The organism is Mesorhizobium sp. f-mel (genome assembly GCF_053850215.1).
On record NZ_JBSPTO010000012.1, the window covers coordinates 147,843 to 163,078 of the forward strand.

Consider the following 15,236-nt stretch of genomic DNA (forward strand, 5'->3'; position numbering starts at 1 on the left):
GAAAGCGCGTTCTAGATGCGCACGTCGCCCAGCACCCTGATCTCCGACGAAATGGACAGGCCGCCTTCGACATCTTCCTCGTTTGAAAACCCGTCGAAGTTGGCGAGGGAGCCAAAAGAGAGGCCGGAAAGCCCTTCGACGTGCTTGACGCTTCGCTGATAGGTTTTGAAGGCGCCGAACGCCGCCTCCAGCTGACCAAGCTCCTTTTCCTGCTCGACCACATAGGCAGTGGCGGACGGGCGGCCGTCATCGGAGAGAAACGACACCACCTTCCAGAAGGCTTTCGGAACGAGTGCATCACGATACCGAAGGTCGGTGGCGCCGAGGACGGGCCCTGTGAATACAGAGCAGCGCTCCGCCCAGGCCCGTGCGTTCTGCAGGATGTAGTTCTCGAGTCCGAGCCAGGTCTTTTGGTTAACGATGTCCATCTGCGGCGCGCAGTTGGTGAAGTGAAACGTATCATCGTTGGCGACGAGAGCATTGTCGCCCCAGTTCGGATCCTCGCGCCTGACCAGGTGCCCTCTGTCAAGGCGATTGCCGGCATAAAGGTCTTCGCCGAGTTGCGCTTCGACCGGCAGGCGCCCGTCCAGCGCCCATTTGTCGTCCTCGCGTTCGATCGAGACGGAGCGGGCGCCCTCGATGTTGACGGCGGTAAACAGGGCCATGCGCCGCGACGCGGACATGACGACGGAAAAATTGCAATAATCGAGCCGGCCGGTGGCGTCGCCGCCAACCGGCGTTACATCGCGGGAACGCTGGCCGTTTGGCTTGGGCAGGTCGACCGGAAAACCGGTCAGGAAAGCCCGATCGAAGCCGGCACGCCCAGCAAAGGACTGAGGCGGCGAAATGCGCGGCCGAGCCGCGCGCTCGGCCAATGCACTCTCGCTGCGAATATGCGTTTCGAGAGCTGCCTCGGCCCCCGGCCCACGCAGGCGCCGCATATCGCGGAGCTGCGGTCGCCGATCCATCTTCACGGTTACAGGTTCAGTCGCAGACATGCCTTTTCTCCGATCGAAAAATGCCGCGCACGTCACACGGCGTTAAAAGAAATCTCCAAAGGCCTTCAGGTCGAGCAGTTGCTTGTCGCTGTCAACAGCACCGCGGATGCTGGCAAGATCGTGAGCGAGGTTCTGCCGCAACGTCTGCCCGCCAAAATGCAGTCCGCCTACGCCGTAGGGATTGCGCAAGCTGATGATGGGAGCGCCCGAATTGCCGGCAAGGGTCGTTGCGTCATGGCTCAGAGCCCAGCGGAGCTGATCGCCGACCATCTCTCCCGGCTTGTTCACGATCTGGCCTGGACTAACATATTTGGTGCCGTACTCGTCGCCAAACAGCGCCCAGAAACGGTCCCAGATCTCGGTCGAGACCTCGCCGGTGTCCGGGTCGATGGCAGCTGACAGGTTGGGCTTTGCCGGGTAGCCGACGGCAATAAATTTGGACCGTTCGGCCGATTCCATAAAAAGTGGACCCGAAGGTGCCGGCGCCGGCAGGCTGGCGCCGGCGGCGTTCGTCGTTTCCACTTCGAGGATTGCGATGTCCAGCTTGCCGATATCGGCGAACTGGCCGATCTGCCACGGTCCCGCCGTCAGCACGCTCTTCACTACGAACCGGCGGTTCTCATCGATTGCAGCCTCGTCGAAGCAGATCGATACCGGGGCGCTGAGCAGAAACCGGTGCCGTCCGCCAGAGGACGGCACCGGCTCCGAAAACGCCTCGATGACGTGCCGGTTGGTCATCACAAGGCCCTTGGCGATCACTGTACCGGTGCCGACATGCGAATGGCCGCCGGCCTCGTCGATGTCGATGCGGCCAACCGCGTCGATCAGCGGCTTGAGAACCTTTCTCGGTGGACCCAGATCACCTGCCCAGAACTCGAGCTGAGGATCCCTGGGATCGACCATCCCGGCCACGACCCGTAGCGCGGGACGGTCGGTTAGCCGCACGATCGCTTCCGCCGTCGCCCTTACGGCCCCGACCGATCCGGCATCGATAGTCTTGCCCTTCGCCCAAGCGTCGACGACCGCTTCGGCATGGGTCATGATCGCCCGGCCGGCGGCGCGGGCAGATTCGGTCGTGCCCGCACGCGCCCCGCGACTACTCAGGACTTTCTCGATACGGTCGAGCATCTCCTTTTTTCCGGAACGGGCGAGCATCGTCTGCGCGGTGATGGGCGGCACCGCGCTTTGCGATGCCGAGCCTTTGCGCGGCTGCGAACCACCTGACGGCGTGCGTGGGCCGACGAAAGCGGTGAGCGGTCCCGATGGCCTCGGCAACGTGGTGCGGTCGAGCAGCATGGCTGCCGCGCCAGCCGTGCCGATGGCCGCGGCAAGGGCCCGGCTGGGGCGCGGCGCCACGGTGCTTTCGAGTGCCCCGACACGCTTCGGATCCATGCGTTGGCGCCGATCGAGCGCCAGAAAACCTGCCTCTGCGACGAAGCGCTGGGGAGTGAGCGTGGCTTCAAGGATCGAGTGACCGGGGTGGGCGCGTTCCACGGAAGGGCCCAACGGAATTTCTGGAAGCGGCAACGCGAGCAACTGCTCCGCGTTGACCACACCGGCGCCCATTGATCTGCTGGGCCAGTTCCTGGGCTTGCGCGCCGACTTCCTGACGGCGGCGCGGAACAATTCCTGAACGTGCACGCCGCGCCTGGCCGCCTCGGCCTTGATCGCGGCAGGAGAGTGCCTGGCCAGCCATAGCGCGGCGCAACCGGCTGTTAGGGCCACGGCAAAGGATGTGCCTTGACCCGGCTCGACAATGGATTTGTCGGCATCGGTGGGCCCTGCCCGCCGCCCCACATAAACATTCTCGGCAGGGGCGGAAACGTCGACCTTGGGACCGTGGGACGTTCCCTTCCAAGGTCGATCATTGATGTCGACGCCCGCCACGGCGATAACGTTGGCGTCCCAGGCGGGGTAGACGACCGTTGGTATGCAGTTGCCGGCCGCGGCGACCACGATCATGCCCGCGTTGACCGCCCTTTCGATCGCCCGCCGCAAATCAGCGCCTTCGAGCGGACCGCCAAGGCTCATGGTGATGACGTGGCATTTTGCCAGACGGGCATGGTCGACGGCGGCCGCCACGGCGGCGCCACTGCCGATCACAACCGAATTGACGCAACGGATTGGAACCAGTGTTGCTCCCGGCGCCGCCCCGACGATCGCCAATGAGGGGCGACTGACGACCGCGCTCGACGTTGCGGTGCCGTGACCGGGCGAGGACATTGACGAGGAGAGCGGATCGATTGGAAGGCCGCCGCCGGCCAGAATGTCGGTGCCTTTTGCGAGTTCAAGCGCACCATCAAGTTCACGATGATCGGCGACGCCCGTATCCGGCTGGCCGATCAGAATCCCCTGGCCGGTGGTGTTGAACTTGGCCCATGCCCGGTCCGCCCGCACCGCCGAGACCGCCCAGCGCATGGTCGTGGGAACCGGGGCGCTCGACTTGCACAGCGCCCATACGATGCCACCCACCGATTCCGGTGCATTGCGGCCGAGCTCGTCGTCGGCGATCCAGCCCGGATCGACATCGGGAACGCACGAACGCAGGCCACAGTCGTCGATGAGATTTTGCGCGACATCGAAGAGGAAACCGGCCGACTGTTCGCGCCACACATTTGGAAACTGCAGAATGTGGACGAGTGGATCTTCGCCCGGGGGCAACGGAAAGAAAGCGAAGCGATCGCTGCCGATGATGACACTCAACTTCGCGCGTTCTGCCTGGAGGTCGGGCGCCTTGGCGTATTCGAGAGTGAACCTGATAATGCCCGGCGCAAGCGTTTGCGAACTCGGATCATCGGTTGCGTCAGCGGCGGCTTTCAGGAATTGGCGGTACATGTCCTTACCCTTTCGCGTTCAGCGTCACGCCGCCATCCGGGTCGAGCCTCACTTCGAAGTCCGCTATCGCCCTGTCGGCAAATGATCCGGTCCAGTTCCAGACCGGCTCCAGTTTTGTCGCGGTCATCTTTTCAGCGGTCGAGGCTGGCGTTTTGGTCGAGGCCGGCGTTTTCGCCACCGTGGCACCCTGCACGACGCGCGAGAGAGTGATCGCATAGGGTTTACCCGACGGCACGCTGTAGCCACCGCTCGGCGGATAGCGCATCGGATCGCGCGAAAAGACTCGCTTCAGCCTTTCCTCAACACTGCGCCTGGCCAGTATGCCCAGCACGGAATTGCCGATCGATGATTGGTCAGCCTCGGCAAGGCCCACGGCATATTCGGCTTTCGGATCACCCTGCGGAGCGACAACCCTCACGGAGAACCACGCAGAGCCGGTCTGCGGCTTAGGCGCCTCTTCGGGGGTGGAGCGACTACGCAAGCCAAGGTTAACCAGGAGGGAATTCACGCCGGCGCTTCCGCCCGCGATGATCAATGCCGACAAGGTGGTGGTCAGCGTCGTTGTCGATATGTTGGCCGGCGCCTGCTGGGTGCCGTTGGCAAAGCCGATGATGTTGCTGACCGGATCATATCCGGAAAGACCGACGAACAGGCCGGCGATGACCAGCATCACCAGCGTCTTCACGGCACGTGCGGAAAAGAATTCCTGATAAAGCCGCCAATTGAAGATTGCAGCGAACGCCTGCTCGAACACAGCGGCAATCAAAAGCACCTTCATCAATTCGGTGAGGATGTGCGTGGCGTTCGGGATGTCGTTGCCCTGCGCAAATGCGTACTGGGTCGAAACGATGAGAATTGGAAGAATGCATGGAAAGACCCAGCGCCCGACTGCGGTGGGCGACCTGGCGCCCACCGCATGCCCGAAACACCCCTCGCCCATCTTGCGAGCCCCCGCGGTTTCGGACGCTTTTGTCCTCGCGCCGGACTTAACGTCGATCAAAATGCGTCTGTTTTTCATCGCAGCACCCAACCGTTGCGACAATTGAGCAGAGCCAGCGTGAAGTGAGCGTGAAATCAGCCCCGGCCAGGCCGAAGCCTTCAGATGAAGAGCGGCGTCCGCCGCCCAAGATCGCGACGTCCGTATGTCGGCTGCCAGCCGCGCTGCAGCGGCAATGCCCAGAGCCGGTCACAACCCAGCCGTGGCTTGAAGTGCGCGAGACCGATGCAGATCGCCTTGACGACCGGGATTGCGAATGCTGGCCGCCGCAGGTCCGCAAACCATAAATTGCCACCGCTCACCGCCATTAGCTCTTCAATCAGGCCTAGCATTGTCCCTGCTTGGCCTGATTGCATTGTCGGCACGGGATCGGAGCCCGCCAGAAAGCCCGTTGTGTCCAGATTTACCTGCTGCAGCCACGTCGCAACGCGACGGTCTGCAGGGGACGTCGGCGCATCGTGGTTGGTTGCGACCCGCACCTCATAGGCATCGAATGCAAGCTCGGTCTGGATCATCTCAAGGAACGCAGCCTTGGCCGCCGCCTGCAAGTCGAAGGCTGCCGCAAATCCCAGTGCCACGCGCCGGCCGTCTCCGTCGCACGATACCGTTGCTGCCACGCGCGCGTTTTGGAAGGTGGAAATGTCCAGGAACCAGACGCGCCGGTCGGTCTCGGCAGCGTGTTCCTTCAGGGCCGCGGTCAGCGCGGTATCCTCCCCGCTCGGAGAGAACCGTCCACGCCGGCATCCTCGCCACCACCATATACCGGTTGCGTCCCGTTCTACGACCTCAAGCACAGCGCGCGACATCGCGGCGTCGAGCGTGCTTCCGGCTGCGCAGCCGTTGGAATCGACGTTCAGGCTATTGTCCCCATGGACGGCTTCGCCAAAGCCACCAAAGCACAGGAATGCGGGGCACAGCGCTGTGTGCGAACCGGTCACGTCGCGCACGAGCGCCAACATATGCGGATCGCGCATTTGCCGAACTGGCGGGATCGCATCCCAGCCATCCCATAGGCGGTTGAGACGACGGCGCTGCTGTGTCTGGCGCCTAGAAAAGCCAATGACCGCTTCGGCCGCGATGACATGGCCCTCTCCGGCATTGCCGGCCGCGACAAGCTTGTGCTCGTCCGAGGCCTGGTACATCCAACTGTCGATTTCGACGGCTTCGCCGAGGCACCCCAGCAAGGCTTGCGCCCGACTGTATCCCTTTCCGCTTACCGTGACTTGGCGGGAACCGTCGCTCCCGGGCAGGCCGAGGTTTGCCGCGGCCAGGACACCCCCCGGCACCTCGAACAGATCGACGGTCAGACCGTGCTGGGAAGCGCAGCCGTACAGACGCCGACGGTCGGAAGCATCAATATCCTTTTCCGGTCGATCCGCCAATCCCGCGAACCGAATGTCGCGGCCTACTGTATTCGACACATCCTCCTCAGCTGCCTGCCAAGAGTCGGCAGCGGCACGCGACAGTGCGCAAAGCACTTCCCAGTGTCTTTTTTCGAGCCGCATTCTTCAATCTTCACTTAACTCAAGTTCGGTTTCTGATATTAAATGATCGAGGGCGGTTGGTCGATCATGTCAGTAACCCTGATTCAGAGGCAAAGAGAAAAAGGCTCTTCCAGGAAAAGCCTCGAAATCAAAATTGTCGGCAATTTCGAGATACGCAGCCTCGACAAGGTGTTCGCTCTAGACAAGCGCAAAGCTTGCGCGATCTTGGCCTATCTCATTTTGTCCGAACAGACGCGCGAAACGCGCGGGCGGTTGTCAGCACTGCTGTGGAGCGACAGCGATGAGGAACATGCACGCGCCTCGCTGAGGCAATCCATCCGCGACCTGAAGCACATCGAGATCCAGACGGGCGTGAGGTTTCTGGTGCTCGACAAGCTCTCCGTCGGCATCGATCACAATGCCCTGAGAACGGATCTCGCCGATCTACGTCATGCGATCAAGGATCGGGACTTCCTGACCGCCGATCGCATCCTAGCGCGAAGCGGAAATTCCCTCTGCATCGGACTTCAGGATTGCGATCCGGTGTTCGACAACTGGATCGGGATGACCTCTACCAAGTGGTCAGATAATCTGATCCATCAACTGTCGGGGTTGCTCAACGAACAAGATCTGACACTGGCGGACCGCAAGGCGATCGCCGTCTGCATCTTGCGTCTCGACCCCTTCCACGAACCGGCAGTAATCGGGATGTTGAGCGCCCTGCATCGGGAAGGCGGTTACGCTAGGGCTCGCGTTTTCTTCGAACGCTACGCCGGCGGTCTGAGATCGGAACTCGACCTCGCGCCATCGCGCGAAATCATCCAGCAACTGGAACGGTTCAAGACAAGCGCTTTGGATGCAGCAGCCGCGCGGCCGCATCCCGCCGTTGACACCACTGCTCCCCGGCATCCTGTCGAAAGACCGACGATCGTACTTGTCACGGAAAAATACAGGACCGCCGACACACACGTTCAACTCGCTCTGGTCAGCGAACTGTCCGCCACCCTCTCGCGCTTCAGGCACTGGACCGCAATCCACGCGGAGCTGGATCGCGATACGGTGCGGTCAGGGTCGGTTGAGGCGCTTCGCGCCGCGTTGGGGGAAAGCGCTGACCTTGCAGTGACAATAACCGCCTCCGATGACGGGGAACCGCATTTCGATATCTCATGCCGGGCGATGGCAACGGGCGCGTTGCAGTTCACCACCACTGCGCCTCGCGAGCCAGCCGCCTGGAGAACTGTGTTCAATGAAATCTGCGCGCGGGTCGCCTCACGCCTTCAGCTCGTAATTTCCACCACGCGCCTCCACCGTATCGACGAGCAATCGCCAAATTACATCTCGGCCTATGACAGCTGGCTCGACGGACAGCGGCTTTCCACGCTGTGGCGCAACGACACCGAAGCGGCGGCGATCGCGCGGTACGAAGAAGCGATCCGCCAGGATCCGAGGCTAGCATGCGCCTATTCGAGCCTGGCGGCGATCCTGAATTCGCGGTGGATCGTGCTGCCTGGCTATCCGGTTGACAGTGCGGACCTCGACCACGCCTTCGATCTGGCCAAAGAGGCAGTCACGCTCGATCCTCTCGATCACCGCAATCAGGTCAACTTGGCCTGGTGCCACCTTCTGGCCCGGCGGTGGGAACTGGCGGATTTCCACTTCGGACTGGCGCACGACCTCAATGCCGCCAATCCAGCGACCCTTATCGCCTATTCACTTGCCAGCGCGTTCATCGGAAACCATCAGCGGGCGGTCAGCCTGTCGATGCGGGCATTCGAACTCAACGCTCTGCATGATCCTCATTATTATGGCTACCACGCGACCGTTGCGTTCCTGGCTGGCGACCTGCAGGGCTGCGTCAAAGCTGTCGAAAAAAGCGATGGCCTGTTTCCGGATATCAGGGGGTGGTCGGCTGCCGCCCATGCCCTCATGGGCAACGAAGCGAACGCGGGGGCCGACTTCGGACTCTTTCTGAAAGGCGTCTCGGCCGCATGGCATAATGGCGAGCGCCCGAGCCGGCGAATTGCGATCGACTGGTTCAAGAACGTCTTTCCGATCCGCCTGGATGCCGACCGCACGAAACTTAGCGAGGGCATCGACCGCGCCGCACGGCTGGTATGAGGCGGTTTATCTCGGGCGGACGCTATTTGCAACGCGACATCACATAATCGCCAAGCCGGCTGCGATAGCCCCGAAGCCGGTTTGCCTTCTTCTCCTCAGGCGTCGCGCCTGCGTTCGGGTCGAATTTGTAGTGGTCAGGGAATGGATAGTCCGATCCGGGGCCTGCATCGGGCGCGATCTCGCGGACGGTCTCCTCCACGTCTCCGGTGAAGGGAAACGCAATGTTCACGACGTTTTCCTCGTCGAAATGCGCGATGATGGTGATTTCGTCCCAGCTCTTGCCGCGCGGGTTCATGAAACCCTTGAGAAGGTTTTTCTTCTCATCCTGCGTGCCGTTCCTGAATATCTCCATGGCGGCAGGGTCCTTGATGGTCTTTTGAATGAAGGCACCCAGCGCTTCGAACTGCACATTCTCGAATTTGGCCATATCTCTGCTCCGTAGGTTCAGGTTGCGACGTTGCCGGTTCTTCGGTAGGTCCGCCTCGGCATATCGAGGTGAACCGACCGCTGGAAATATTCGTAGAGCTGGTCGTCCGAAACCAGCCTGTTGTTTGCCAACCGCAGAAGGCCGGCCAGATTGCCGGGTTCGGCCGACGATTGGGACAGCGGCGTCTGGATTTCGCTGTCTACGGCATTGAACAGTGCAGCCGCGACGGTGGCCGCGACAATGAAGGAGCCAGTTGGCCCCAACCGGTTGCCGTCATCGCCGAGAACGGAGGCTTCCTGCATCACATAATAGGACAGCGGCGTTTCGACGAGGAACTGAGGATAGGCTCTCAGCGTCCTTTCAAGCTCGCCCGCCTGGAAGCTGTAGCGCTCCTTGCAATTATCCGTCGGCAGCATGTCCGCATCGGAAAGCACCGGCACATCCTCGGCAAGCGCAACAGCGACAGCGGCGGCGATCGTCTGACCTGAAGCGATTCCGAGTTCATAACAGCGCCAGCAGTCCATGAAGGCAATGGACCGAGGTGTCCCGTCCAAGTCGGCAGTGTGCTGGACCGTTGCCATTTCATAAGTGAGAAAGGGGCTGATACGGCGTGCCTTCAGAAGCTTTGCGGCATCACCCGATTCGGTGAAACGGCTCCAGTCGACGGCCCAATTGACGCGGACGGGGACGTCGCCGTTCGGGCGCTGGCTGGAAAACGCCAGAATCTCGCGCAAAGTGGCAGGAGCCTGATCGAACATGTCGTTGACGGTGTAGCGATCGCGGATCATCGAGTGCGCAAACCGCGAGGCGCCATATGTAAATTCCATAGGCAAATCCGCCAGCGGCCTGAGCGACGCGACGCCAGGTCCGCGAAACTCCTCGCCCTCAAAGAAGTGCTCCCAGACCTTTGGCCAAAGAATTCGCCGCAGATAGTCGTCGACGACGACGCGGCGGTAGACGCTGGTCAGGTAAAGGCGCGCCTGCTCGAAGGCAGTCTGCGGCGATGCGGCGTGGCGCGCCATCTGTAAATCGACAAGACGGTTATGCACCTGCATCAACGTGCACTGGAGCTGGGAGAGAATGAGGTTGTCGTCGTTCCTAGGGTCGCCGATAAGGGGGCGGTAAGGCGTCTTCTGTCCACACACGCTCAGAAACCCGCTGGACGCGTCGATGCGCGGAACGTCGCGTGCCCTTTCGATCGCGCCGTTAACGGGGAGCTTGACCTCCTTGTCGCTAACTCCGGGCAGGCCTATGGGGAACCGGCAAAGGCTCGTGTCGCCTTCCGATGCCGAGTCGTACAGGTGGGCATCCACAATCAAGCCGCGCCCATATAGGCCCGACAAATCGAGGCTGCCTGAGGCAGCGTTTCTTAAGATGCGGCCAGCTGGATCGCTTGGCTTGCCAAATACGCGGCTGAAGACGATATCGTGAAAAGCGAACTGCCCGAAATAGGTGTAGGCTGCGGGATTGCCGCTCAGGTCGAAGGAATCGATGGGACCGAGCATACAGTTCGATATGACCGCAATCGCCTGCTGGGTGGTCTCGGTCACGGAGCTGTTTTTTCCAGCTGGCATGTAGCTCATGGGTTTGTCGGCGAGATCAGGAAACAGGAGCAGGCGCCGGAGAACATCGCCAGAGCCTGCGCCCGTGGCTTCGACGGTGGGACCGCCGTCCGTTCTCGCCGCGTTGAACGCGCGGCGGTGGTTCGCTAAGGCCTCGTATGCCGCATACCCGCCGTGTCGCATCGCCGCCTCTTCGCCGTGAAAGACTATCCGCATCGTCACGCGATCAGCGATGCCAACCGGATCATAATTTGCGCGCTTTCGACCGGCACCCGGTCCAAAGGCGGGAGGGACTCGTGGGAGGTCAAAATCCGTCCCGCTGCCGGCTCGACCGGCCCGCCAATATACACCGTTTGGGCCGTTCAATCACCTGGCACAACAGGTCCGAAGGTCGGCCGGAGCCAGTTTGCCCATCGGGGTCACGCCAGCAATCATCGACGACACCGCTTCCGTGCCGGCGGGCGACAAAACCAACTGGCGAAAACGAACCCAGTCGAACTTGGTCCCGGGATCAGTCCGGCGTTGCGGATCGAGCGCGGCATGCGAAACGATGGTCTTGAGGTTCGGATACTTGGCCCAGCAGTAGCGGACAATTCTCGCCGTCGCTTCGACCTGCCAGTCCGAGAACGGATCCGCGGCCTGCGTGTTGACAACTTCGATGCCAAGGCTCCAGTGGTTGACGCGCTTGGCGCCGCCATTGACCTGCGGATGACTCTTGTCGTTTCTCACATGCCACGCCGCCCGTGCCTCCGGCGCGCACGCCCAAACGACATGCCCATGCTGACTTTCGTTTTCGTCGGGTACCAGCCAGTGGAAACTGGCGGTGCCGGCCTGCATCACTGACATTGCCCCAGCCGAGCTGGCGCCGGCTGTCGCATGTATAACCACCGCCTTGATGCCCAGGATCGGATCGAAAATCCGCGATGAAGTCGAGCTCGCCCAGAAGCTTTGAACGTTGGGATACCACACCTCGGGGATCGCAAGGGGTTCTGGCCTACCGCGGGCCGGTAGATCAAACAGGTATGTCTTTGGATCTGGCATTGCTTCCTCCTACAAAGCTCACGTTTTCACGATCTCTGCATCGCAAGGCCAGCGTGAAACGAGCGTGAACCATGTCCGAGGCCCCGGGGGGCTTCGAGGCGCGCAAGTTCCGCCATTGGTTCGATCCCTTCAAGGCAAAGAATTTCTGTTAGGTGGCAAACCTCGCTGAATGCGCGGTAAGCCTTCCCACTCGTCCAAGCGCTCAATCGTGGCGCTGGTCGAGCGCGGCGGTTCGGTTCGTTCCTTCTATGTCGGGCGCGCCACCACGGCGTCTATCCGTGATGTGCTGGTCCGCAATGCCGACCGCAAATCGACGCTCATGACCGACGAGTCCAACTTCTACCCGATCACTGGTCAGGAGTTTGCTGACCACGCTACGGTCAAGCACACTGCCGGCGAACACGCTCGCTACGAAGATGAACGCGTCGTCCACACGAACACCATCGAGAGCGTGTTCTCGGTCTTCAAGCGTGGCATGGCCGGCGTCTATCAGCATTGCGGCGAGGCTCATTTGCATCGCTATCTTGCCGAGTTCGACTTCCTACAATCGCCGCACGGCGCTTGGCGTCACTGATCGCGAGCGCCACGACCAGTTGCTTGCCAAGATCGAAGGAAAGCGCCTTACCTATCGGTGGATCGGTGAAGCCGGTCTCGCCTAAGCAGAAGGTGCGAAGGCTACTTCTCAGACGCAAGAAGATTAAGGGATCTGATTGACGTCATCGCGATAGGAATATTCTGTTCCTTCAAAACGCCAAAAATTTTGCAAGCAACGATGCATGGCTGGAATCCGCAGAAGTTCTGCCCGGCTTCCATAGACCATTTGTTGCGCAGCGTTCCACGATCCCATCAAAAGAGCCTGATAGGCAGGCTCTTCATCGGCGCTGTAACGATGTGTGCACGCTTCCACTTGGTCTACGGTCTTCTGCCCATCACGAAGATCGGAGAGCAGTTCGAAGTAGCGGCGCTTCATAAGCGCGTGCGTCCGCGCCCTATTTGACAAATCGAATGCAAGATCAGCCGCGCCTAGGATCGCTGCAACGGCGCCCAAGATCGGGTTAACGAGAGGATATTGCTGAAATAGACCCGAGACGGCGCCCGCACCCGCAATGATGACACCGAACATAAACCAGCGATGGATCGCATCCAAGAATGCCTCGCGCGCGCCATGGTAGCGCGCGTTCATGAGGCAATTAAGGGTTACCCCCGCCTCGGCGGCCGAGGGTTCGGATGCGGCGGTGGAGGCGGCTGCCTGACTTCCGTGTTCCCTGGCGACGGTCGAGACGGAGGCGGCGAGGGTCTCGGAGGCGGTGGCGGCGGATTCCGTGGTTCGCGTGCGGCTTGCCATGTTTCAATCCCCATAGTCTTTTTCTCCCCCTGTGAGACTGGGGAAGAGTTGCTGCCATCTGATATAAGAGTCAATCGCTATAGTCAGACCTTACTGCTATTGCTCTTCTTAGCAGAAGTCGACTTCGGCCGATCTGGTTTCGGCTTGCGCCTTGCGTCAGTTTTTTCGTGCACCTTTGGCGGCGTTTTTAGCATCCGCTTTAGCGTCTCATTGAATCGCTTTCGTCGGTCTTTGCGTTGTTCACGCTGTCTTGCCTAGTGCCTCGCGAGTGATGCGGGCTATCGCTGCATCCTCATCGTCCTTGAAAACGGGAACAGTCGCTAGTCGGTTGCTTGCCCTACGACGCAGATCACTGGATATGGCGTGATCATCCTCCAAAAGCGCGACTACCGATAGATCCTGCTTCACTTCATGCAGAGCTGCGAAGTGAAGGAAGATTGCATCATTCACTCGCGTAGGGGTGTTCCCGAAGAATACCGCAACTGGCGGGCGGCCAGCCGCCTCCAAGACCATATCCGGTGTGACCTCGCTCAAGCGCGAGTTGACCTTCTCATTCTCCTTGACTTTGGCGCGGTCACCGATTGCTGACTTTATTCGTTCGGCCGCATCTTCCTTGAAGGTCGAAGCCACTTTCTCCTGCGTGAGCAAGAGAAAGTCGTTCATTCGGATCATGACGCCGACAAAGGCCAATGCCCTAGCAGGCAACTCTGCCTCCGGAAACGAGGCAGTCTTTATCGTACCGTCATCGTGATCGAAGTGAGCATGAACCGAAGACAGTAGCTGATCTAGGCCGCGTCGGCGCGTATCGGTGTCAAAATCGACGCCGGCCGCTTCAAGTTGCTGGATCGTCGCGCCGTCGTCCTCAAGCTTGAAAGCACCTTCCTCTGTCTTTGTGACGTAGAAGGCGACTCGGTCGCCGTCGTCGCGCAAAAACGCTGTAGACACGGCAAGGCCGGCCGGCACTTCCGTTACCGTTATGTCATTGCAAAACGCGTGGCAGAGTTCGGCTTTCATACCAGTCCCTCGGCCTCGTTATCGATTCTGAAGATCGATATTGCGCAATTAAAGGCGGTCTGAGCAGAAAGCGGCTGCTTTAGGTGCCTGAATTCGACTCGCCTATGATACGCGTGTGCCTTGGGCAGGCGAACTCCACCAAAGCGATTGTGGCTCGGATTGAGATTGGACAAGTCGACGCAGCGGGCATGGCAGTGCCATCCTGGTTCGCTAGCGTGGTGCTCGTAATCGCAAATGACGAGAGTTTCGCCGCCTCTGACCACGCCAAGGCTGGCGCGGAATATTCGCTTCGACTCGTTGAAGAGTAACAAAACGCGGCAATCGTGGCCTTCCGCCACGAACGTGATAATGCGCCACTGGTAAAGTGGCCCGTATTTGTAGGCCTTTGCTTTTGCTCGACGTGACGGCCACTTGGGGCGAGGTATTTCACCTCGCTTCCAATCCCCCGTGTCTACGGCGGACTTAACCGCCGCTATGATAGCCCTAAGATTCATGGTGATCTTCTTAGCGCAAAATGGCTAAGGAATCCTCATGCTTTGTCAAGTATATAATTAGGAACATATTCCTCGTGGGTCGTGCGCAAGGTCAAGGAAGGCCCTGGCGATCACGAGGTCTATGGCTTCATGACCACCAAGCCGAATGCTCTGATTGCGCCGCTCCACGAAAAGGCGATGCCGGTCATCCTGACTAAACAGGAGGAAATCGAAACCTGGCTTACGGCGATCGGAAGCAAAGAAACTTCAACGCACCGCGCCGGACGACGCGCTGGCGATCGTCGAGAAGCCGGCGACCCAGATCAAGAACCCGCAACAGGCGTCAACACAAGGCTCCCTGCTTGAGAGGAGGCATGCCATGGACCACATTGTCAGGCTCGACAGCCGACGGGGTCTGCGAACATCCCGGCTGTGGAAGGCACGCCGGTTTTGGATTCGCAAAGCCGCGACAAACGCCGCATTGGTTCTGCCTTGAGCATCGTGAGGACGGGGAGCGCTACCTGTGATCAATCAGCCAAAGAATCCGAATCCATATCCAGACCGCGAGATCGACTGCCAAGAATCGATGGAGCCCGGCTTTCAAGCGATCGTCGACTGCATGCTGGAAGCCGGCTGGGCACGCGGCGAGGTGATCCGCTCGCTGCGGCGGCTGATCGCGGCCGACAACATGACGCAAAAGGAAAACGCCAAGGTCGAGGCGGAGCTCGCGATTGCCAGAGCAATGATCCGCGCGGGCAGGCAGCATTAAAAGCTTCGAATGCGATCCCGCCTACGCCGCCCTTCGGGCAGCCGCTCGGAACGGATGGTCGATGGTAAAACCGTCGGGCCGAATACCCCGCTCAACTTGGCTCCAGGTTACAGGATGGGCGATTGGGAAGCCCGGTCGGGCTCGTGGGGAGAAGGCTCCCACCGCGGTGTTGC

General features: G+C 60.5%; 12 protein-coding genes and 2 pseudogenes. 4 read left to right on the forward strand and 10 right to left on the reverse strand.

Annotation, left to right across the window (positions count from 1 at the left end; all coding sequences use genetic code 11):
* Nucleotides 1–11: 11 nt before the first annotated feature.
* The 4 genes from ACWUKX_RS17070 to ACWUKX_RS17085 form a co-directional block, all read right to left on the reverse strand.
* The gene (locus ACWUKX_RS17070) at nt 12–998 is read right to left on the reverse strand and encodes a DNA/RNA non-specific endonuclease (RefSeq protein WP_456008040.1); all 987 of its coding nucleotides are present in this window, start codon (nt 996–998) and stop codon (nt 12–14) included.
* Nucleotides 999–1,040: 42 nt separating this feature from the next.
* Complete coding sequence (locus ACWUKX_RS17075) at nt 1,041–3,833, reverse strand: S8 family serine peptidase (protein ID WP_456008041.1); 2,793 nt, start codon at nt 3,831–3,833, stop codon at nt 1,041–1,043.
* Between the two features lie 4 nt (nt 3,834–3,837).
* Nucleotides 3,838–4,851 carry a hypothetical protein gene (locus ACWUKX_RS17080; RefSeq protein ID WP_456008042.1) on the reverse strand — a complete coding sequence of 338 codons (1,014 nt, stop codon included), beginning with the start codon at nt 4,849–4,851 and terminating at the stop codon, nt 3,838–3,840.
* A gap of 80 nt (nt 4,852–4,931) precedes the next feature.
* The gene (locus ACWUKX_RS17085; RefSeq protein WP_456008043.1) at nt 4,932–6,335 is read right to left on the reverse strand and encodes a YcaO-like family protein; all 1,404 of its coding nucleotides are present in this window, start codon (nt 6,333–6,335) and stop codon (nt 4,932–4,934) included.
* A 42-nt stretch (nt 6,336–6,377) separates the two neighbouring features.
* Here ACWUKX_RS17085 and ACWUKX_RS17090 point away from each other — a divergent pair, with 42 nt between their 5' ends.
* Nucleotides 6,378–8,432 carry a hypothetical protein gene (locus ACWUKX_RS17090; RefSeq protein ID WP_456008044.1) on the forward strand — a complete coding sequence of 685 codons (2,055 nt, stop codon included), beginning with the start codon at nt 6,378–6,380 and terminating at the stop codon, nt 8,430–8,432.
* A 22-nt stretch (nt 8,433–8,454) separates the two neighbouring features.
* On the opposite strand, the gene ACWUKX_RS17095 is transcribed toward ACWUKX_RS17090, so the two are convergent.
* From ACWUKX_RS17095 to ACWUKX_RS17105, 3 genes are read right to left on the reverse strand one after another with little or no spacing between them, the layout of a single operon-like run.
* Nucleotides 8,455–8,859 carry a hypothetical protein gene (locus ACWUKX_RS17095; RefSeq protein WP_456008045.1) on the reverse strand — a complete coding sequence of 135 codons (405 nt, stop codon included), beginning with the start codon at nt 8,857–8,859 and terminating at the stop codon, nt 8,455–8,457.
* Between the two features lie 17 nt (nt 8,860–8,876).
* Nucleotides 8,877–10,787, reverse strand: a complete 1,911-nt coding sequence (locus ACWUKX_RS17100; RefSeq protein WP_456008046.1) for a peroxidase family protein — start codon at nt 10,785–10,787, stop codon at nt 8,877–8,879.
* Nucleotides 10,788–11,462: an N-acetylmuramoyl-L-alanine amidase gene (locus ACWUKX_RS17105; RefSeq protein ID WP_456008048.1), complete on the reverse strand. Its 675-nt coding sequence runs from the start codon at nt 11,460–11,462 to the stop codon at nt 10,788–10,790.
* A gap of 196 nt (nt 11,463–11,658) precedes the next feature.
* On the opposite strand from ACWUKX_RS17105, the pseudogene ACWUKX_RS17110 reads away from it, so the two are divergent.
* A pseudogene (locus tag ACWUKX_RS17110) lies at nt 11,659–12,121 on the forward strand (IS1595 family transposase); the annotation flags it as partial.
* A gap of 38 nt (nt 12,122–12,159) precedes the next feature.
* On the opposite strand, the gene ACWUKX_RS17115 reads toward ACWUKX_RS17110, so the two are convergent.
* Both ACWUKX_RS17115 and ACWUKX_RS17120 read right to left on the reverse strand, forming a co-directional pair.
* Nucleotides 12,160–12,807, reverse strand: a complete 648-nt coding sequence (locus tag ACWUKX_RS17115; RefSeq protein ID WP_456008050.1) for a hypothetical protein — start codon at nt 12,805–12,807, stop codon at nt 12,160–12,162.
* A gap of 240 nt (nt 12,808–13,047) precedes the next feature.
* Complete coding sequence (locus tag ACWUKX_RS17120; RefSeq protein WP_456008052.1) at nt 13,048–13,821, reverse strand: DUF1828 domain-containing protein; 774 nt, start codon at nt 13,819–13,821, stop codon at nt 13,048–13,050.
* A 569-nt stretch (nt 13,822–14,390) separates the two neighbouring features.
* On the opposite strand from ACWUKX_RS17120, the pseudogene ACWUKX_RS17125 reads away from it, so the two are divergent.
* Nucleotides 14,391–14,655, forward strand: a pseudogene (locus ACWUKX_RS17125) (SOS response-associated peptidase family protein); the annotation flags it as partial.
* 162 nt (nt 14,656–14,817) lie between these two features.
* Nucleotides 14,818–15,063: a hypothetical protein gene (locus ACWUKX_RS17130; protein ID WP_456008054.1), complete on the forward strand. Its 246-nt coding sequence runs from the start codon at nt 14,818–14,820 to the stop codon at nt 15,061–15,063.
* Between the two features lie 21 nt (nt 15,064–15,084).
* Here ACWUKX_RS17130 and ligD read toward each other — a convergent pair.
* The coding region (ligD, locus tag ACWUKX_RS17135) for a non-homologous end-joining DNA ligase LigD (RefSeq protein WP_456008060.1) at nt 15,085–15,236 on the reverse strand (152 nt) is incomplete at its 5' end.

Excerpts from the sequence above, each read along its gene's own strand:
- ACWUKX_RS17070 (WP_456008040.1), bottom strand. The coding sequence starts at position 998 with ATGTCTGCGACTGAACCTGTAACCGTGAAGATGGATCGGCGACCGCAG.
- ACWUKX_RS17075 (WP_456008041.1), bottom strand. The coding sequence starts at position 3,833 with ATGTACCGCCAATTCCTGAAAGCCGCCGCTGACGCAACCGATGATCCG.
- ACWUKX_RS17080 (WP_456008042.1), bottom strand. The coding sequence starts at position 4,851 with ATGAAAAACAGACGCATTTTGATCGACGTTAAGTCCGGCGCGAGGACA.
- ACWUKX_RS17085 (WP_456008043.1), bottom strand. The coding sequence starts at position 6,335 with ATGCGGCTCGAAAAAAGACACTGGGAAGTGCTTTGCGCACTGTCGCGT.
- ACWUKX_RS17090 (WP_456008044.1), top strand. The coding sequence starts at position 6,378 with ATGATCGAGGGCGGTTGGTCGATCATGTCAGTAACCCTGATTCAGAGG.
- ACWUKX_RS17095 (WP_456008045.1), bottom strand. The coding sequence starts at position 8,859 with ATGGCCAAATTCGAGAATGTGCAGTTCGAAGCGCTGGGTGCCTTCATT.
- ACWUKX_RS17105 (WP_456008048.1), bottom strand. The coding sequence starts at position 11,462 with ATGCCAGATCCAAAGACATACCTGTTTGATCTACCGGCCCGCGGTAGG.
- ACWUKX_RS17115 (WP_456008050.1), bottom strand. The coding sequence starts at position 12,807 with ATGGCAAGCCGCACGCGAACCACGGAATCCGCCGCCACCGCCTCCGAG.
- ACWUKX_RS17120 (WP_456008052.1), bottom strand. The coding sequence starts at position 13,821 with ATGAAAGCCGAACTCTGCCACGCGTTTTGCAATGACATAACGGTAACG.